This window comes from Aeromonas sp. 160P (assembly GCF_055193095.1).
Map to the genome: position 1 here is coordinate 4,036,958 of NZ_JBUXKV010000001.1, position 18,278 is coordinate 4,055,235.

The 18,278-nt window shown below is 61.5% G+C and carries 18 protein-coding genes; all 18 read left to right on the forward strand.

What is annotated here, in order from left to right:
- Positions 1-3 precede the first annotated feature (3 nt).
- The 18 genes from ACY8FN_RS18685 to exeN all read left to right on the forward strand — a co-directional run bounded on the left by ACY8FN_RS18685 (position 4) and on the right by exeN (position 18,233).
- Positions 4-1,167 carry a vWA domain-containing protein gene (locus ACY8FN_RS18685; RefSeq protein WP_463100874.1) on the forward strand — a complete coding sequence of 388 codons (1,164 nt, stop codon included), beginning with the start codon at positions 4-6 and terminating at the stop codon, positions 1,165-1,167.
- Positions 1,168-1,221: 54 nt separating this feature from the next.
- Positions 1,222-2,343 carry a beta-ketoacyl-ACP synthase III gene (locus tag ACY8FN_RS18690; RefSeq protein WP_463100875.1) on the forward strand — a complete coding sequence of 374 codons (1,122 nt, stop codon included), beginning with the start codon at positions 1,222-1,224 and terminating at the stop codon, positions 2,341-2,343.
- 49 nt (positions 2,344-2,392) lie between these two features.
- Positions 2,393-3,838, forward strand: a complete 1,446-nt coding sequence (locus tag ACY8FN_RS18695; RefSeq protein ID WP_463100876.1) for an HD domain-containing phosphohydrolase — start codon at positions 2,393-2,395, stop codon at positions 3,836-3,838.
- A 290-nt stretch (positions 3,839-4,128) separates the two neighbouring features.
- On the forward strand, positions 4,129-5,697 hold the full coding sequence (locus ACY8FN_RS18700; RefSeq protein WP_139690937.1) for an ExeA family protein: 1,569 nt from the start codon (positions 4,129-4,131) through the stop codon (positions 5,695-5,697).
- Complete coding sequence (gene exeB, locus ACY8FN_RS18705; RefSeq protein ID WP_463100877.1) at positions 5,697-6,389, forward strand: GspB family T2SS assembly factor variant ExeB; 693 nt, start codon at positions 5,697-5,699, stop codon at positions 6,387-6,389. The genes ACY8FN_RS18700 and exeB overlap by 1 nt, the downstream gene beginning before the upstream one ends.
- Before the next feature lie 241 nt (positions 6,390-6,630).
- Complete coding sequence (exeC, locus tag ACY8FN_RS18710) at positions 6,631-7,476, forward strand: GspC family type II secretion system variant ExeC (RefSeq protein WP_463100878.1); 846 nt, start codon at positions 6,631-6,633, stop codon at positions 7,474-7,476.
- 21 nt (positions 7,477-7,497) lie between these two features.
- Positions 7,498-9,549, forward strand: coding sequence for a GspD family T2SS secretin variant ExeD (gene exeD / locus ACY8FN_RS18715; protein ID WP_463100879.1), 2,052 nt, complete (start codon positions 7,498-7,500; stop codon positions 9,547-9,549).
- Positions 9,549-11,054 (forward strand): GspE family T2SS ATPase variant ExeE, encoded by a 1,506-nt coding sequence (exeE, locus tag ACY8FN_RS18720; protein ID WP_139718293.1) that lies wholly within the window; start codon positions 9,549-9,551, stop codon positions 11,052-11,054. The genes exeD and exeE overlap by 1 nt, the downstream gene beginning before the upstream one ends.
- Position 11,055: 1 nt before the next feature.
- The gene (exeF, locus tag ACY8FN_RS18725) at positions 11,056-12,276 is read left to right on the forward strand and encodes a GspF family T2SS innner membrane protein variant ExeF (protein WP_463100880.1); all 1,221 of its coding nucleotides are present in this window, start codon (positions 11,056-11,058) and stop codon (positions 12,274-12,276) included.
- A 98-nt stretch (positions 12,277-12,374) separates the two neighbouring features.
- A complete protein-coding gene (exeG, locus tag ACY8FN_RS18730) occupies positions 12,375-12,806 on the forward strand; it encodes a GspG family T2SS major pseudopilin variant ExeG (RefSeq protein WP_101323939.1) in 432 nt (143 codons plus the stop codon).
- Between the two features lie 47 nt (positions 12,807-12,853).
- Positions 12,854-12,979 carry a type II secretion system protein gene (locus tag ACY8FN_RS18735; RefSeq protein WP_463100881.1) on the forward strand — a complete coding sequence of 42 codons (126 nt, stop codon included), beginning with the start codon at positions 12,854-12,856 and terminating at the stop codon, positions 12,977-12,979.
- A complete protein-coding gene (gene exeH, locus ACY8FN_RS18740; protein WP_438579925.1) occupies positions 12,976-13,536 on the forward strand; it encodes a GspH family T2SS minor pseudopilin variant ExeH in 561 nt (186 codons plus the stop codon). Before ACY8FN_RS18735 ends, exeH begins: the two co-directional genes overlap by 4 nt.
- A gap of 82 nt (positions 13,537-13,618) precedes the next feature.
- Complete coding sequence (exeI, locus tag ACY8FN_RS18745) at positions 13,619-13,978, forward strand: GspI family T2SS minor pseudopilin variant ExeI (RefSeq protein ID WP_139690930.1); 360 nt, start codon at positions 13,619-13,621, stop codon at positions 13,976-13,978.
- Positions 13,975-14,688 (forward strand): type II secretion system minor pseudopilin GspJ, encoded by a 714-nt coding sequence (gene gspJ, locus ACY8FN_RS18750; protein ID WP_463100882.1) that lies wholly within the window; start codon positions 13,975-13,977, stop codon positions 14,686-14,688. Before exeI ends, gspJ begins: the two co-directional genes overlap by 4 nt.
- Positions 14,678-15,685 (forward strand): GspK family T2SS minor pseudopilin variant ExeK, encoded by a 1,008-nt coding sequence (gene exeK, locus ACY8FN_RS18755; protein ID WP_438579922.1) that lies wholly within the window; start codon positions 14,678-14,680, stop codon positions 15,683-15,685. The genes gspJ and exeK overlap by 11 nt, the downstream gene beginning before the upstream one ends.
- 111 nt (positions 15,686-15,796) lie before the next feature.
- On the forward strand, positions 15,797-16,981 hold the full coding sequence (gene exeL, locus ACY8FN_RS18760; protein ID WP_463100883.1) for a GspL family type II secretion system protein ExeL: 1,185 nt from the start codon (positions 15,797-15,799) through the stop codon (positions 16,979-16,981).
- Positions 16,978-17,469 carry a GspM family type II secretion system protein ExeM gene (gene exeM / locus ACY8FN_RS18765; RefSeq protein ID WP_101323934.1) on the forward strand — a complete coding sequence of 164 codons (492 nt, stop codon included), beginning with the start codon at positions 16,978-16,980 and terminating at the stop codon, positions 17,467-17,469. The genes exeL and exeM overlap by 4 nt, the downstream gene beginning before the upstream one ends.
- The gene (gene exeN / locus ACY8FN_RS18770; RefSeq protein WP_463100884.1) at positions 17,466-18,233 is read left to right on the forward strand and encodes a GspN family type II secretion system protein ExeN; all 768 of its coding nucleotides are present in this window, start codon (positions 17,466-17,468) and stop codon (positions 18,231-18,233) included. Before exeM ends, exeN begins: the two co-directional genes overlap by 4 nt.
- Positions 18,234-18,278 lie beyond the last annotated feature (45 nt).

An 18,278-nucleotide genomic window follows, 5' to 3' on the forward strand; every position in this document is an offset into this window, starting at 1 on the left:
CCCATGCTGATCGACTTTTTTACCCATCTGCGCCGTCACAAGCTCCCGTGCAGCCTGCGCGAGCTGCTGGACTTGCACGCCGCGCTGGCCGCCCGGCTGGTCACTGTCGATATGGATGAGTTTTACCAGCTCGCCCGCTGCCTGCTGGTGAAAGACGAGGCCCACTACGATCGCTTCGACCGCGCCTTTGCCGAATATTATCAGGGGCTGGACGCCATTCCCCTGCTGCCGGAGAGCCTGCCCGAGGAGTGGCTGCGCAAGGAGTTCGAGCGACTGCTGAGCCCCGAGGAGAAAGCGTTGCTTACATCCCTCGGCGGACTCGACAAGCTGCTGGAGACCCTCAACCAGCGGTTGAACGAGCAAAAAGAGCGCCATGCCGGTGGCAACAAGTGGGTGGGAACCGGTGGCAGCAGCCCGTTTGGCCATGGCGGTTTTCACCCCGAGGGGGTTCGCATGGGTGGAGAGGGCCAGCACGGCAAGGCGGTCAAGGTGTGGGAGGCCAGACATTATCGCAACTTCAGCGACGACTCGCCGCTCGGCCAGCGCGCCATCCAGTTGGCGCTGCGCAAGCTCAGACGCTGGGTGCGCCAGGGCAATCCCGACGAGCTGGATCTCGACGACACCATTAAAAGCTCGGCCCGGCAGGGGTGGCTCGATGTGAAGCTACGGCCCGAGCGCCACAACGGGGTCAAGCTATTGGTCTTTTTCGATGTGGGAGGCTCCATGGATGCCCACGTGGCCGAGGTGCAGCGCCTCTTCTCTGCCCTGCGCCACGAGTTCAAGCATCTGGAGTACTTCTACTTTCACAACTGCCTCTACGACTTCGTCTGGAAAGATAACGAGCGCCGCTTTGATGAGCGGTTCGACACCCTGCGGCTACTGCGCACCTATGGCAGCGACTACCGGGTGATCCTGGTGGGGGATGCCAAGATGGGCCCCTATGAGATCAGCTGGCCCGGCGGCAGTGTCGAGCAGTGGAACGAGGAGTCGGGTCAGGTATGGCTCACCCGCTTGCAGCAGCACTTTCCCAAGCTGGTGTGGATCAACCCTATTCCGCGGCGGGAGTGGCTTTGGCACCCCTCCATCAAGCTGATGAATGACGTGGTTGGCGGGCGGATGCATCCGCTGACCCTGGCGGGTCTCGCTGCGGCGATCGACCAGCTGTAACCCTCTCTACCCTATAAACCGACAAGCCGGGAACGCACCCGGCGAGGAGCAAAGATGACCTCTATCGTGATCAGTGGCTCAGGCCTCTATACCCCACCCTTTGCCGTCAGCAATGAAGAGCTGGTGGCAGCCTTCAACCAGTATGTGGATCTCTACAACGAGGAGAACGCCTCCGCCATCGATGCTGGCCAGCTCCCTGCCAAGCAGCATTCGAGCAGCGACTTCATCGAGAAGGCCTCCGGCATCAAGAGCCGCTATCTGGTGAGCCGCGAAGGGGTGCTCAACCCCGACATCATGCAACCGCTGCTGGTGGAGCGGCCCGATGAAATGCCCTCCATCATGGTGGAGATGGCGGTGGCCGCCGCCGAACAGGCGCTGATCGCCGCTGGCCGCGAGCCGGGGGAGATCGATTTGGTGATAGTGGCGGCGTCCAACATGCCGCGCCCCTATCCGGCGCTGGCCATCGAGCTGCAGCACTATCTGGGGGCGAGCGGCATGGCCTTTGATATGAACGTGGCCTGCTCGTCCGCCACCTTCGGCATCAAAACAGCCGCAGACATGCTGGCGGCAGGCACCGCCCGACTGGCGCTGGTGGTCAATCCGGAGATCTGCTCGGGGCACCTCAATTTTCGCGATCGGGATAGCCACTTTATCTTCGGCGATGCCTGCACTGCTGTGCTGCTGGAGCGGGAAGCCGATTGCAAGGTGGCCAATCCGTGGCAACTGGTGGCCAGCAAGCTGGTGACCCAGTACTCCAACAACATCCGCAACAACTTCGGCTTTTTGAACCGGCTCAGCCCGCGTACCCGCTACGGCGATGACAAGCTGTTCCGCCAGCAGGGGCGCAAGGTGTTCAAGGAGGTGTTGCCGCTGGTGTGCGACCAGATCGCCAGCCAGCTCGATGAGCAAGGCTGGCCCACCGAAAGCCTGAGCCGACTCTGGCTCCATCAGGCCAACCTCACCATGAACCAGTTCATCGGCCGCAAGCTGCTGGGCCACGATGCCAGCCAGCAGGAGGCGCCGGTCATTCTTGATAGCTATGGTAATACCAGCTCGGCGGGTTCCATCATCGCGTTTCATCTGTACAATCGCGACCTTGCTGCGGGGGCCCGCGGTGTACTTTGCTCATTTGGCGCTGGCTACTCGATCGGTAGCCTGCTGCTGCGGCGCCTGTAATGGCGGGCCTCCCGCCGACATAACAATAACCAGCAACATGGGTGGGAATATGCAGAGGATCACGGGGCGCTGCGCCCTGCACTACGGGGTAACCCTGTCACTATTTTGTCTCTATGGCTGGCAGGTCTGCCCGTTTCTCGAGAGCCTCACCCTGCCCCAGTTGCTGGGGCCAACCCTGGTGACGTTCGCCATCATGTTCGCCGTGCGCAACCGGCTGCTCTCAAGGCGGCCCCTGCCGCGCAACGAGCTGAACGGGTTCGGCCTAGAGGTGGGTTTCTACCTGCTAGGGGCGCTGCTGCTCTCGTGCTACCACGCCCTGAACCACGACTTTCCGCTGGAGAGCCATCTCAAGGTGCTGCTGGGAATGACTACCCTCGGCTTTCTGGTCGCAGCCGATCTGACCCTGGAGCGGGGCTGGCATCGGGCCAGAGAGCGGCAAGCCGAGCAGAGCCTGGCGCTGAGCCACCCGCTGGCCATGCCTTTGCCACGCAAGTTCACCCTCTTTACCCTGGCGACCCTCACTCTGCTGGGAAGCGTCTTCTTCTTGCTGTTCAACAAGGATCTGGAGTGGTTGGTGACCGTGGAGCGCAGCCTGCCGAGGGCCGATGCCCAGCACTACATCCTGTGGGAGATCGCCTTCGTGATGACGGTGACCTTCTGCTATCTCGCCCTGATCATTCACGGTTATGGCCGCAATCTCGGCCTCTCCCTGCGCCAGCAGACCCGCACCATGGCCAGAGTGCAGTGCGGTGACTTCGATGCACGGGTACCGGTCACCCGGGATGACGAGTTCGGCCTGATTGCCGCCAGCACCAATCAGATGATCGGCGAGCTGAAATCCCGCAGCGACGAGCTCAACCTGACCCGTGACGTTGCCATCCTCGGCCTCGCCTCGCTGGCAGAGACCCGGGACAACGAGACCGGCGCCCATATCATCCGCACCCAACACTATGTGAAGGCGCTGGCGCAATACCTCAGTCGCAACGAGCGGGATCGCTACCCGCTCGATGACGCCACCATCGACCTGCTGTTCAAATCGGCGCCCCTGCACGATGTGGGCAAGGTGGGCATTCCCGACGCCATCCTGCTCAAACCGGGCAAGCTGACCGATGAGGAGTTCGCCATCATGAAGCGCCACCCGCAGATCGGCGCCGATGCGCTGGCCAGTGCCGAGGCGCAGCTGGGCTCCAACTCCTTCCTGCGACTGGCCAGGGAGATCTCCCTCACCCATCACGAAAAGTGGGATGGCAGCGGCTATCCAGCAGGGCTGGCGGGTGAGGATATTCCTCTCTCCGGGCGCTTGATGGCGGTGGCGGATGTCTATGATGCGCTCATCTCGAAGCGGGTCTACAAACCTGCCTTCAGCCATGACGAGGCGAAGGCCATCATCGTGAAAGGGAGCGGCAACCATTTTGATCCCGGCATCGTCGCGGCTTTTCTCGCCTGCGAGGCGCAGTTCAGGGAAATTGCCGCGCAGTTTCAGGATCACCACTGAGCAGGCGCATCCCGACCCTTTGCCGTGGTGGCTGACAGGGCAACCTGCGTCATAAAAATGCGCACAAGCGGCATGTGCCACACCGGGCATATTGATATTTCCCTTTATTTACAGATGTTTTTTGTCATTTTGTGATCCGGGTTCGTGCCGATGGCACAACCGGGATCACAAGATGGCAGGAACATCGCGACATTAGCCATCCGGCGTCAATGATGGCTTCCAATGAAAGCGAGGTTTGCTATCATCCGGAGACATTTTTCATCTGTCGCCGGCTACAAAAGAATACCCTCATGTACACACAGTTCTTCGGCCTCTCGGAACATCCGTTTTCCATCTCGCCCAATCCTAAATATCTCTATATGAGCGAGCGCCACGGCGAAGCCCTTGCTCACCTCAACTATGGATTGCAAGATGGCGGCGGCTTCGTACTGCTGACCGGTGAAGTCGGCACCGGCAAGACCACCGTCTCCCGCTGCCTGCTGCAGCAACTGCCGGCAGAGACCGAGATCGCCTATATCCTCAACCCCTCTCTGACCGAGCGGGATCTGCTGGCCGCCATCTGCGACGAGTTTCAACTCCCCTACCCTGACGATGCCGGGATCAAGCGGCTGTTTGACCTGATCCGCGATCACCTGCTGGCCAACCTGGCAGCAGGCAAGCGTAGTGTGGTGTTGGTGGATGAGGCCCAGCACCTGCTGCCCGGGGTGCTGGAGCAGTTGCGTCTGCTCACCAACCTGGAAACCGACGAACGAAAACTGCTGCAAGTGGTGCTGATTGGCCAGCCCGAGCTGCAGCAGATGCTGCGCCAACCCCTGCTGCGTCAGCTGGCCCAGCGCATTACCGCCCGCTATCACCTGTTGCCCCTGTCACACCCTGATGTGGATGCCTATGTCCGTTTTCGCCTGCAGGTGGCTGGCTGCGTGCAACCGATTTTTACCCCCAGAGCCATCAAGACACTCCACCGCCTGAGTGGCGGCATCCCCCGTTTTATCAACCTCATCTGCGATCGCGCGCTGATCGCCGCCTTCTCCCGTGGCAGCTACAAAATAGTGCATAGCGATATCAGTCAGGCCGCATTTGAAGTAAACGGGGTGCGAGACGAGGGGAGCTGGGTCTCAGGTCTGATGATAACGCTGGCGGGCGCCCTGCTGGTGGCCGCAGGTTGGTGGGGCTGGCAACTGTTTGGCGTATTGCCCGAGCGCCCGGTGGTCAAGGTCGAGGTGCCAGTCACCATCGACGAAACCGACGAGCAGCAGGAACAACTGACCGAGGCAATCAATCAGGCCATCGATCCCGATAGCGCCATGCAGAATCTGTACAAAGTCTGGGGCTATGAGGTCGACTCTTTCGAGGCGACCTGTGACAACGCCCCCCGTGCTGGCCTGCGCTGTCAGGAGGGAGAGGCAAGTCTCGATGAACTGCGTGCCCTGCAACATCCCGCCATGATCACCCTGACCGACGAGACTGGTGGTATCTATTACGCGACCCTGGTCAATCTGGGGCCGAGCAAGGCCAGCCTGATGATCGGCAGCCAAAGCTGGCAGGTGGAGCGGCAGTGGCTCACCGACAACTGGGGTGGCAGCTACACCCTGCTCTGGCGCATGCCCAAAGGGGGTGTCAGCCTGATTGCCAGCAATGCCGGACAAACCCAGATCCAGTGGCTCGACAACGCCCTGAGCCGGGCGCTGCAACAGCCCGAACGCAAGGTGCGCCGTTTCGATGGCGAGCTCAAAAGCAAACTGCAGCGGTTCCAGCAAGATCAGGGACTGACCCCCGACGGCATTGCAGGCAGCAATACCCTGTTGCGCCTCAATGTCCACTCCGGTGAACCCATGCCCAGACTGGAGGATGCCTCCTGATGTCTACCCTGCTCAAAGCGCTGCACCGCGCACAGCAACCGCAACAGAGCACCCATATCCCCGCCATGGGCTTGCCAATGCCCCGTGAAGAAGAGCGCAACCCCCGCCGCATCGGCTGGCTGCTCGCACCCTTGGCGCTGCTGCTGGGTATGGCCGCCAACTATGGCTGGCATCTGCTGCACAATCGCCCCATTGAAGAAAAAGTGGAAGTAAAGGAGGTAATTACCCCTCCTTTCGTGCGGGTCGAACCCAAGGCGATGATCACTCGGCCACTGCCGCCACCCTTGCCTGAGCCGGTGGTACAACCTAGCGCGGTGGCCAGAAACGACGCAGCCAACCATGGCCAGGCCCCCTCTTTGAGTCTGGCCGAGCAATTGATGCGGGCCCTCAACGACACCCCGTTGCAAGAGACCCCCGGGGCATCCGCTCAGAACGTACAACCGGCTCAATTGATGGCACTGGCTGCTGCTCCACAGTCGATACGCCAGCAAGTGCCGACACTGAGCTACGGCTCCCATCTGTTCTCATCCAATGCGGCCAAGCGGGCTGTCGTGCTCAATGGCCGCGAATACCGTGAGGGCAACGAAGTGGCACCCGGCGTGCACCTTGCCACCATAGAGCAGCAGTACATTGTGCTGGATGTGGGTGGACAGAGCGTCACCCTCAAGGCGCTACAGGATTGGCGCGGATAACGCATAAATTACACAGCGTCATCTTTGGCGCCATCTTGGCGAGCATCATGCAGGGCAGTAGTGACGCAGGCTGTTACTTTTATCAGCACCCATTCAGGCTTAGTGTGATGAAATATTCATTTTTGCTGATTGGTGTGCTCAGTGCCGTTGTGTCGCGGCCAGCGGCCGTACACAATACGCAGCTGCCCCCAGAACCTGGAATTTGTTGATTAATATGACATTACGATTCAGGGATGAGATTTTGCCCCTGCTGCTGGCCCAGTGCCGGCGGCTCCCCATGACCAGAGTCACCCAGGTGATTTTTCTGGTTTTGCTGCTGATGCTGGCGCAACAGAGCGCCGCACTGACCTGGCGTTTGCTCACCCTGGCAAGCCCGCAAACCAGCCAGCCGTGGCAACCAGTACCGGTAGCCGCTGCCAGCCAGAGCGGCCCACGCCTTGAACTGGGAGAGATAAGCCGTCTGGCGCTGTTTGGCAAAGCCCTGCAACAGGCGCAGGCCAAAGCCGCAACAGTGGCGGCCAATGCCCCGCGCACCCAGCTCAATGCCCAACTCAACGGGGTGCTGGCGAGCTCCGATCCCGCCAAATCCATCGCCATCATCGCCATGTCCGGCATTCAAAACTCCTATGGTGTCGGTGACATGATTGACGGCACTCAGGCCAGGATCCGCCAGGTCTTCTCCGATCGGGTGATCATCGAGCGGGATGGCCGTGACGAAACCCTGATGCTGGACGGCGAGGAGTACGGTAAGCCGCTGCCGCAAACCGGTAACGCCGCCCCTCTCAGCGCCCTGCGCAGCGAGCTGATGGCCGATCCGGGCAAGATCACCGATTACCTCAATATTTCACCGGTGCAGATAGATGGCCGCATGACCGGCTATCGCCTCAACCCGGGCAACAATCCGGCACTTTTCAACCAGAGCGGGCTGCAGGCCAATGACCTGGCCATCAGCATCAACGGGCTGGATTTACGGGACAACATGCAAGCCATGCAGGCCATGCAGCAGATGGCGGGCGCCACCGAACTGACAGTGACCGTTGAGCGGCAGGGCGAGCAGTTCGACGTCTATGTGCGCTTGTCAGAATAATGATTTGGAGTCGTACCAAGAATGACCACTAAAGGAAAAGGCTGGCGTCTGGCCACTATCGCAGCGGCACTGATGATGGCGGGCTCAGCTTGGGCTACCGAATACTCGGCCAGTTTCAAGAATGCCGACATTGAAGAGTTCATCAATACGGTGGGCAAGAACCTCAATAAAACCATCATCATAGAGCCCTCGGTGCGCGGCAAGATCAACGTGCGCAGCTACGATCTGCTCAATGAGGAGCAGTACTACCAGTTCTTCCTGAGCGTGCTCGACGTCTACGGCTTCGCCGTGGTGCCGATGGACAACGGGGTGCTCAAGGTGCTGCGCTCGCGGGATGCCAAGACCTCCGCCATTCCGGTGGTGGATGGCAGCAACCCGGGGGTGGGCGACGAGATGGTGACCAGGGTAGTGCCGGTGCGCAACGTCTCGGTCCGTGAACTCGCCCCCCTGCTGCGCCAGCTCAACGACAACGCCGGTGGTGGCAACGTGGTGCATTACGAGCCCTCCAACGTGCTGCTGATCACCGGCCGCGCCGCCGTGGTCAATCGGCTGGTGGAAGTGGTTAACCGGGTTGACCGCGCCGGCGATCAGGATGTGGACATCATCAAGCTCAAGTTCGCCTCGGCTGGCGAGATGGTGCGGCTGGTGACCAACCTCAACAAGGATGGCAACCCCCAGGGTGGCACCGCCTCCCTGCTGCTCTCCCCCAAGGTGGTGGCCGACGAGCGCACCAACTCGGTGGTGGTGAGTGGTGAACCGAAAGCGCGCGCCCGCATCATCCAGATGGTGCGCCAGCTCGACCGCGACCTGCAAAGCCAGGGCAATACCCGGGTCTTCTACCTCAAATATGGCAAGGCCAAAGACATGGTCGAGGTGCTCAAGGGGGTCAGCACCAGCATCGAAGCCGACAAGAAAGGGGGCGGTGGCGCAACCACGGGTGGCGCCAGCATCGGTGGTGGCAAGCTGGCCATCTCTGCCGATGAGACCACCAATGCGCTGGTCATCACCGCTCAGCCGGATGTGATGTCCGAGCTTGAGCAGGTGGTCGCCAAGCTCGATATTCGCCGTGCCCAGGTGCTGGTGGAGGCGATCATCGTCGAAATGCAGGATGGTGACGGCCTAAACCTCGGGGTGCAATGGGGCAACGCCAACGGCGGCGGTACCCAGTTCACCAACAGCGGGCTGCCCCTCGGTGGCGCTATCGCCGCAGGCAAGGACTACGACAAGGGCAAGACTGACACCGCTGCCAATCTGCTGAAAGATTTCAACGGCATGGCAGCCGGTTTCTATAAAGGTGATTGGGCCATGCTGGTCACGGCACTGTCGACCAATACCAAGAACGATATTCTCTCTACTCCGAGTATCGTCACCATGGACAACAAGGAGGCTTCCTTCAACGTCGGACAGGAGGTGCCGGTCCAGAGCGGTTCGCAAAGCTCCACCACCAGCGATCAGGTGTTCAACACCATAGAGCGCAAGACAGTCGGTACCAAGTTGACGGTGACGCCGCAGATCAACGAAGGGGATTCAGTGCTGCTCAATATCGAGCAGGAGGTCTCCAGCGTCGCCCAGACCCAGGCGACCGGCACCGCCAACCTTGGCCCCACCTTTGACACCCGCATCGTCAAAAACGCGGTAATGGTGAAGAGTGGAGAAACCGTAGTGCTGGGTGGTTTGATGGACGAGCAGACCAAGGAGCAGATCTCCAAGGTGCCGCTGCTGGGGGATATTCCGGTGCTGGGCTACCTGTTCCGCTCCACCTCCAACACCACCTCAAAGCGTAACCTGATGGTCTTTATCCGCCCGACCATTTTGCGCGATGCCAACGTCTACTCCGGCATCTCCAGCAACAAGTACTCCCTGTTCCGCGCCGAACAGCTCAATGCTGCCGCCCAGGATAGCTATTTGACGTCACCTACCCGTCAGGTGTTACCCACCTACGGACAAGATGTGATGCTCTCGCCAGAGGTAGAACAGCGACTCAAGCAGATGCAAGTTCAGCCACAACCACAGCTGCAACAGCCCCAGCACAACGTCGATACCGCCACGCCATTTTTGCAGGGTAAGCCCTGATGAGTGCTTATCATCTCGATGGGGGGGTAGGCCCTGCGCCCCTGCCCGAGCTGCCCTTTGCCTTTGCCCGCAACTTCGGGGTGATCCTGATGGAGCGGGCGGGCTTGGCGATATTGCAGTGCCGCCCCGGCGTCACCCCGCAAGCCCTGCTGGAAGTGCGGCGGGTGGCGGGCTGTGCCTTCACGGTAGAGCAACTGGACAACGACACCTTTGAAGAGCTGCTGATGGCCCACTACCAGCGCGACTCCTCCGAGGCACGCCAGTTGATGGAAGATCTCGGCAACGAGATGGATTTCTTTGCGCTGGCCGAAGAGCTGCCGCAAAGCGAGGATCTGCTGGACGCCGATGACGACGCCCCCATCATTCGCCTGATCAACGCCATGTTGAGCGAAGCGATCAAGGAAGAGGCCTCCGATATCCATATCGAGACCTTCGAGCGAGCCTTGGTGATCCGCTTTCGCATCGATGGAGTGCTGCGGGAGATCCTGCGCCCCCATCGCAAACTGGCCTCACTGCTGGTATCGCGGATCAAGGTCATGTCGCGGATGGATATCGCCGAGAAGCGGGTACCGCAAGATGGCCGCATCTCATTGCGGATCGGCGGCCGCGCCGTCGACGTGCGGGTTTCGACCATGCCGTCGAGCTACGGCGAGCGAGTGGTGCTCCGCCTGCTGGACAAAAACAACGTGCGCCTCGAGCTCAAACAGCTCGGCATGACCAAGCCCAACCGCACCATCATCAGCGAACTCATTCGCAAGCCCCACGGCATTATTCTGGTGACCGGCCCGACCGGTTCAGGCAAGTCCACCACCCTCTACGCGGCGCTCTCGGAGATCAACTCGCGGGATCGCAACATCCTGACGGTGGAAGACCCCATCGAATATGACCTTGAAGGGGTGGGCCAGACCCAGGTCAACAGCAAGGTGGACATGACCTTCGCCCGTGGCCTGCGCGCCATCTTGCGCCAAGACCCGGACGTGGTGATGGTGGGGGAAATCCGGGATCTGGAGACCGCCCAGATTGGGGTACAAGCATCGCTCACCGGTCACCTGGTGATGTCGACCCTGCACACCAACACCGCCATCGGCGCCATCACCCGGATGCGGGACATGGGGATCGAGCCCTTCCTGCTCTCCTCCTCCCTGTTGGCGGTGCTGGCCCAGCGGCTGGTGCGCACCCTCTGCCCCGATTGCCGCACCCCGCGCCCCATCACCGAGCAGGAGCGGCTGGCGATGGGTATCGAGCTGGCCCCCGATCAGCAGGTGTGGCGCCCGGTGGGGTGCGAGCAGTGCAACCACACCGGCTACCGTGGCCGGACCGGTATCCACGAGCTGGTGGTGATCGACGAAGCGGTGCGCGAGGCGATCCACAGCGCCAGCGGCGAGCTGGCCATCGAGCGGCTGATCCGGGGCCACACCCCCAGCATTCGCCGTGACGGCATCGACAAGGTGCTCAAGGGGCAGACCAGCCTTGAGGAAGTACTGCGCGTGACCCGGGAAGATTGAGATGGCGGCATTCGAATACAAGGCCCTCGACAACAAGGGGCGCAGCAAGAGCGGGGTGATGGAGGGCGACTCGGCCCGTCAGGTACGCCAGCTGCTGCGCGAGCAGGGGCTCACCCCCCTTGAAGTGAACGAGACCACCGAGAAGGCGAAACGGGAAGCGACCCGTTTTGCCCTGTTCCGCCGTGGCGCCAGCACCGCCGAGCTGGCCCTGATCACCCGCCAGCTGGCGACCCTGGTCGGTGCCGGTCTCACCATCGAAGAGGCGCTGCGGGCGGTGGCCGAGCAGTGCGAGAAGGCTCACCTGCGCAGTCTGGTGGCCACAGTGCGCAGCAAGGTGGTGGAAGGCTATTCGCTGGCCGATTCGCTGGGGGCCTTCCCCCACGTATTCGACCAGCTGTTTCGCTCCATGGTGGCGGCCGGTGAAAAATCGGGCCATCTGGAAAAAGTGCTCAACCGCCTAGCCGATTACACCGAACAGCGCCAGCACATGCGCACCAAGCTGCTGCAGGCGATGATCTACCCGATCGTGCTCACCTGCGTGGCGGTCGGGGTGATCTCGATCCTGCTCACCGCCGTGGTGCCCAAGGTAGTGGCCCAATTTGAACACATGGGCCAACAACTGCCGGCTACCACCCGCTTTCTCATTGGCACCAGCGAGTTGATGCAGCACTACGGCCTCTGGTTCCTGCTGCTGATCTTCCTCAGCAGCTTTGTCTGGCGCTGGTGGCTGACCGATGAAAAACGCCGCCGCCACTGGCATCAGGTGATCCTTGGTCTGCCGGTGATTGGTCGGGTCAGCCGCGGTCTCAACACCGCCCGCTTCGCCCGAACCTTGAGCATTCTCAACGCCAGTGCGGTGCCGCTACTGGAGGGGATGAAGATCTCCGGCGAAGTGCTCTCCAACGACTTTGCCCGCACCCGTATTGGTGAGGCTGCGGAGCGGGTGCGCGAAGGAACCAGCCTGCGCAAGGCGCTGACCGAGACCAAAATCTTCCCGCCCATGATGCTGCACATGATCGCGTCGGGCGAGCAGAGCGGCGAGCTCGACAGCATGCTGGAACGGGCAGCGGACAACCAGGATCGGGAGTTTGAATCCCAGGTCAATATCGCCCTCGGGGTATTCGAGCCGCTGCTGGTGGTCTCCATGGCTGGCGTGGTGCTGTTTATCGTGATGTCGATCCTGCAGCCGATCCTCGAGCTCAACAATATGGTGAATATGTAATTTTCCGGCGTTCGACTGCCCCGCTGGCGGCCTGTCGAACCCACCCATTTCAATTTCTGATGGGCTATCCCATCTCATTTCGTTAGGGAGTCATAGCAATGCAAAAGCGTCGTCAATCCGGTTTTACCCTGCTGGAAGTCATGGTGGTCATCGTGATCCTCGGCATTCTGGCCAGTCTGGTGGTGCCCAACCTGATGGGCAACAAGGAGAAGGCTGACCAGCAGAAAGCGGTCTCCGATATCGTGGCGCTGGAAAACGCCCTCGACATGTACAAGCTGGACAACAACCGCTACCCGACCACCGAACAGGGTCTGGACGCGCTGGTGACCAAACCCTCCATCGATCCGGCGCCGCGCAGCTACCGCGACGGCGGCTACATCAAGCGCCTGCCGCAAGATCCCTGGGGCAACCCGTACCAGCTGCTGAGCCCGGGCCAGTTTGGCAAGCTCGACATCTTCTCCATGGGTCTGGATGGTGAAGCCGGTACCGATGACGATATCGGCAACTGGAACCTGAAGGATTTCCAATAAGTGATTTGCCGCCCCCGCATTCACCCCGCCTTGCTGGAGCAGCCTGAATGAGGGCTGCCCCATCTGCTCGTCGTCAATCCGGCTTTACCCTGCTGGAGGTGCTGTTGCGTGGTGCCGCCATGCTGACGGGGTGGCACCATATCGCCACAATGCGGCCAAGGAGTGCGCGATGAAGCATGCTCGCCAAGCTGGTTTTACCCTGCTGGAGGTACTGCTGGTCGCCATGTTGATGGGGCTGGTGGCCACCGCCATCACCCTCAGCATGGGGGGCGCCAGAGGGGATAGAGAGCTGGACAAGCAGGCGCGCCGCCTGATGGCGACCCTGCAGCTGGCACAGGAGTATGCGGTGATGGATGGTCGGCTGGTGGGCATTCGCATCGAGGATAACGGCTGGCAATTTATGCAGCGTCAGGCCAAGGATCGCAAGTGGCTGGCCCTGACCGGCGACAAGCAGCTTGGGCCGGTACAACTGACCGAGAACATGACGCTGGCACTGGAGCTGGAAGGCTTTGGCTGGCAGCCGGACCCCGACGAGAAAACCGAACAGCAGCGCGATGAGAAAGAGCGCACACCGCAACTGCTGCTCTTCCCCGGCGGCGAGCTGAGCCCGTTCGTACTCACCTTCACCCAACAGGATGACGATGTGCGCTACACCCGCATCGTCAAGGGGGACGAGTTCGGCCGCCTGACCCTGCTCACCGGCGATGAAGACGAAGAGGTGAGCCAGTGAACCCCCGCGGCATGACCTTGTTTGAGAAAGGAGTCATGGTGGCGCCGCCTCTGTGCCAACAACCCGCGCAACAGGTGGCGCGATGAACGCCCGTGGCATGACCTTACTCGAGGTGATGGTAGCGCTGGCGATATTTGCCATCGCGGGCCTTGCTGTGATGAAAACCGCTAGCGAGCACCTCTCTGCCCTCAACTATCTGGAGCAGAAGACCCTGGCCACCTGGGTGGTGGAAAACCAGCTGGTGCAACAGAAGCTCGAAAACAAGTGGCCCGGCGACAGCTGGGTGGAAGGGGATGAGCAGATGGCGGGCAGCACCTGGTACTGGCGCTATCGCGGCGTGGCCACCAGTGACAACAATTTTCGCGCGCTCGATATGGAAGTGCGCACCGAGGCCAAAGCCGACAGCCCGGTCGCCATGATGCGGACTTATATCAGCCGATGATTCAACACCCTATCCGTACGACTCACCCCGCCCGTCACGCCGGTTTTACCCTGCTCGCGACGCCGATAGTGCGCTCGCCGCACGGCCGGCCAGATCGTCAGGGCGGTTTTACCCTACTTGAGATGCTGGTGGCGATCGCCATCTTCGCCAGCCTCAGCATGGGCGCCTATCAGGTGCTGCAGGGGGTGCTCACCAGCGACGAGGTGGCCAAACGCAAGGAGGCCCGCCTCAACGAATTGCAGCTCGCCTTCACCCTGCTGGAGCGCGATGTCACCCAGATGGTGCCGCGCAGCGGTCGCATCGAGGGGGAGAACAACAAGGTGCTGCTGGCGGCATCCCGTTTCGGCCAGCAGAGCGATGACTGGGGCATGGCCTTTATGCGTAGCGGCTGGCTCAATCCCGATGGCATGCTGCCCCGCTCCCAGCTGCAGCGGGTCGGCTGGCGTCTCAAGGATCAAAAGCTCGAACGACTCAGCTACCTCTATCCGGATCCGGTGATCGGCACCGAGCCACGGATCCAGCCGGTGCTGGAAGGGGTCACGGCATTGCGTCTCTACTTCTACGACAAGGGGAGCTGGAAGGAGGAGTGGACCCAGCGCAGCGTGCTGCCTTACGGGCTGGCGGTGGAGCTGGATCTGGAGGATTACGGCACCATTCGCCGTCAATTCCTGATTGGGGCCGGTGGCCAGCGAGTCGAAAATGCGAACTAAGCGCCTCTCACCACCCCGCCGCCAGGGCGGCATGGCCCTGCTGGTGGTGCTGCTGATCCTCTCGATTATGGTGATCATCGCCAGCAACATGAGTGGCCGCCTGCAGCTTGAGCTGCGCCGCACCGCCAACATTACCACCGGCAAACAGGCGTGGTGGTATGCCCTGTCGGCGGAAGCGCTGGTGAGCAAGGTGCTGGCGCAGGATTTCAAAGATAACCCGGAAGTGGTTAATCTCAGTCAGAACTGGGCCCGCAAGAATACGGTGTTTCCGGTAGATGATGGCCAGCTGAAGGGGGAAGTGACCGACCTGCAATCCTGCTTCAATCTCAACAGCCTGAGCGTGCCCCCCAAGGAGGGCAGCAGTGGCGAAGATCTGGAGCAACAACCCTATCCGGTACAGGTGTTTCGCGAACTGCTCAAGCAACTGGCGATGGAGGAGTATGAGGCGGCCCAGCTCACCGATGCCATTCGTGACTGGACCGACAAGGATACCGCGCTGGTCTCGAGCCTCGGCGCCGAAGATGCCTACTACGAGGGGCTTAAGCCCCCCTATCTGACCGCCAACCAGCTGATGTTGGGCAAGGACGAGCTGCGAGCAGTGCGCGGGGTGACGGCCCGGGTCTATGCCAAACTGGCCCCTTACGTCTGCGCCCTGCCGAACGACAAGTTGAAGATCAATATCAATACCCTGGCCCCCGAGCGCCCCGAGTTACTGGTCGCCCTCTATCTTGGCAAGATTGGCTTGAATGATGCCAAACGGGTGCTGACCGAGCGGCCACAGAAGGGGTGGAAAGAGCCCAAGCTGATGACGGATCAACTCGCCCCGGCCGATACAGTCAAAGGACTTAAAGAGGCGCTGGTGGTGAAAAGCGACTTCTTCGAAGCCCGGATGGTGGCGGAAGTGGGCGATAACCGCGCCTGGCTCGAGACCCTGTTCCAGCGGGGCAAGGACAATAAACTGGTGATGCTGCGCCGCCTCAATGGTGGCGCCGAATAAACAGCGTATCTGCGGGCATCTGGTCGCGGGTACAAGAGGTTTTGGCTGCAGCCTGCGGGCTGCGCACTGATCGTCCCCTTGAGGCCGAACAGTATCGCAGGAGAGAGATGCGTGAGCGAAAGTCTGGTCATCCGACTGGGGACCAATAAACAACAACCCGTGGCCTGGCTGGTCTGGTCCGGTCAGGAGCAGGAGATCATCGCCTCCGGCACCCTGCCCTCGGCCGATGCACTGAGCGAGCTGCAGGAGCGGGCCGGTGGCCGCCCCGTGGTCACCCTGGTGCCGGGCAGCGATCTGGTGTTCCGGCGTGTTACCCTGCCGGGCCGTTACAACAATCAGTCGGCGGCGGCCCTCCCCTACCTGCTGGAAGAGCAGATCGCCTCCGATGTGGAGACCCTGCATCTGGTGGTGCTGGCCCATGACGGTCCACAAGTCGATCTGATGGCAGTGGATCAGCAAAAGATGAACGCGTGGCTCGGCTGGCTCGAGGCTGCCGGCCTCAAAAGCCTGCAACTGCTGCCCGATGTGCTGGCGCTGCCACCGGCCGCTGATGGCTGGTCTGCCCTGCAGCTCGGCAGCGAATGGCTGGTGCGCCAGGGCCCCTGTCAGGGGATCGTCGCCGACGAACCGCTGCTGGCCATGTTGCTGGCAACCGAAGCCGAACCGGTCACCATCCACAGCCACACCCAGGTGCCCGCCATTACGGCCGCCAACTGGCAGGCGGCGGAGCCCGAACTGCCGATGCTGCTGCTGGCCAAGGGGGCGCTCAACTGTCGTGCCAACCTGCTGAGCGGCCCCTACCGGCCGCAGACCGAATATGCCCGCTACTGGTTGCAGTGGCGCAAGGTGGCCATCACCGCTGGCCTGTTGCTGCTGGTGGCCCTCGGCCAGCGCGGGGTGCAGCTCTATCAGCTCACCGAGCAGGACAAGGCGCTGAAAGCGGAGATCCGTCAGGTCTACACCCGCATCTTCCCGGGCGAGAGTCGCATCGTCAACGTGCGCAGCCAGATGGCCCAGCACCTCAAGTTGATGGGGCAAACACCGCAAAACGGGGTGCTGCTGATGCTCACCGAGCTGGCCCCCACCTTTGCCGAAATCCCCGGTCTGAAACCGCAGGTGATGCGCTTTGACGCCAGCCGCCGCGAGCTGCGACTGCAGGTCACCGCCCCCGGCTTTGCCGAGATCGAGCGGTTCCGCGAGCTGGCAGGCAAGCAATTCGAGGTACAGCAGGGGGAGGTGCGTAGCACCGAGGGCAAGGTAGAGGGTTCACTGGTGCTCAAAGGTAAATCATCATGATGGAAAAATTGCAGAACTGGTGGCAGGGCATCAGCGCACGGGAACAACGGCTGGTGGGCGTGGGCGGTGCCCTGCTGCTGGTCGGCCTCTGCTACTGGAGCGTCTGGCAGCCCATCGCCAACCGCATCGCCGAGCGGGAGCGGCAAGTGCAGAACCAGCAGCAGACCCTGGCCTGGCTCAAGGAAAAAGGTGAAGAGGTACTGGCCATGCAGGGTGGATCTGGTCGCCAGATTGACACCAGCGGCACCCTGGAAGGGGTGGTCAACCGCACTGCCTTCAACCACAAGATCAAGATTGCCCGGCTGCAACCCCAGGCGCAGGAGCTGCAGGTGTGGATCGACACGGTTCCGTTCGATGATCTGCTGCTGTGGCTCGCCACCCTGGTGGAGCAACACGGCATTCAAGTGCAAATCATCGAGATCGCCCGCGAAGGGCTGGCCCCCGGTCTGGTCAAAGTCAGACGTTTGCAGCTGAGCCGCCCCCAATGAAAAAACGCATCCTGATTGCCAGCTTCTTTCTGGCGGCCTATTTGGTGTTTCTGCTGGCCACCCTGCCTGCAGCGCTGGTGGCGCGCTATCTGCCGCTGCCTGCCAACATTGCCAACCTGCTGAAACTGGAAGGGGTAAGCGGTACTCTCTGGAGCGGTCAGGCAGCCCGGCTGCAATATGCCAGCGAATCGGTGAGCCAGCTGCGCTGGGATCTCAACGGTTGGTCGCTGCTGCGCTTCGCCCCCGAAGTGACCCTTCGCTTTGGTGATCGCAACGGCCTCAACGGTCAGGGCATTGTCGGCTGGAATGGCGCCGCCTTCGGCCGGGATCTGACCCTCAACGCCCCCGCCCCCTGGTTGCTGAGCCGGGTGCCGATGCGCCTGCCGATCCCGATCACCGTCACCGGTCAGCTACAGCTCAAAGTGGATCAGTTTGCCCAGGGCAACCCCTGGTGTGACAACCTCTACGGCAACCTAGACTGGTACAACGCCAGCGCCGATACCCCGGCGGGCAAGCTGGATCTGGCAGACCCCGAGGTGAAACTCACCTGCCTCGACTCCAAACTGGTGGCCGAACTCAAGCAGGGCTCCGATGCGGTGCAGACCATGGGTCGCCTCGAGCTGCAACCCAATGGCCAGTACCTGTTCCAGGGCACCCTGAAGCCGGGCCCCGAGCTGCCAGAGCAGATGCAGCAAGGACTCTCTTTCCTCGGCCAGCCCGACAGTCAGGGCCGCTTCCCCCTGCGCTATCAGGGGCAGATCTAACGCCCTTCCTGCCGACCCCGGAGCCACTCCGGGGTCGGTTTTTTT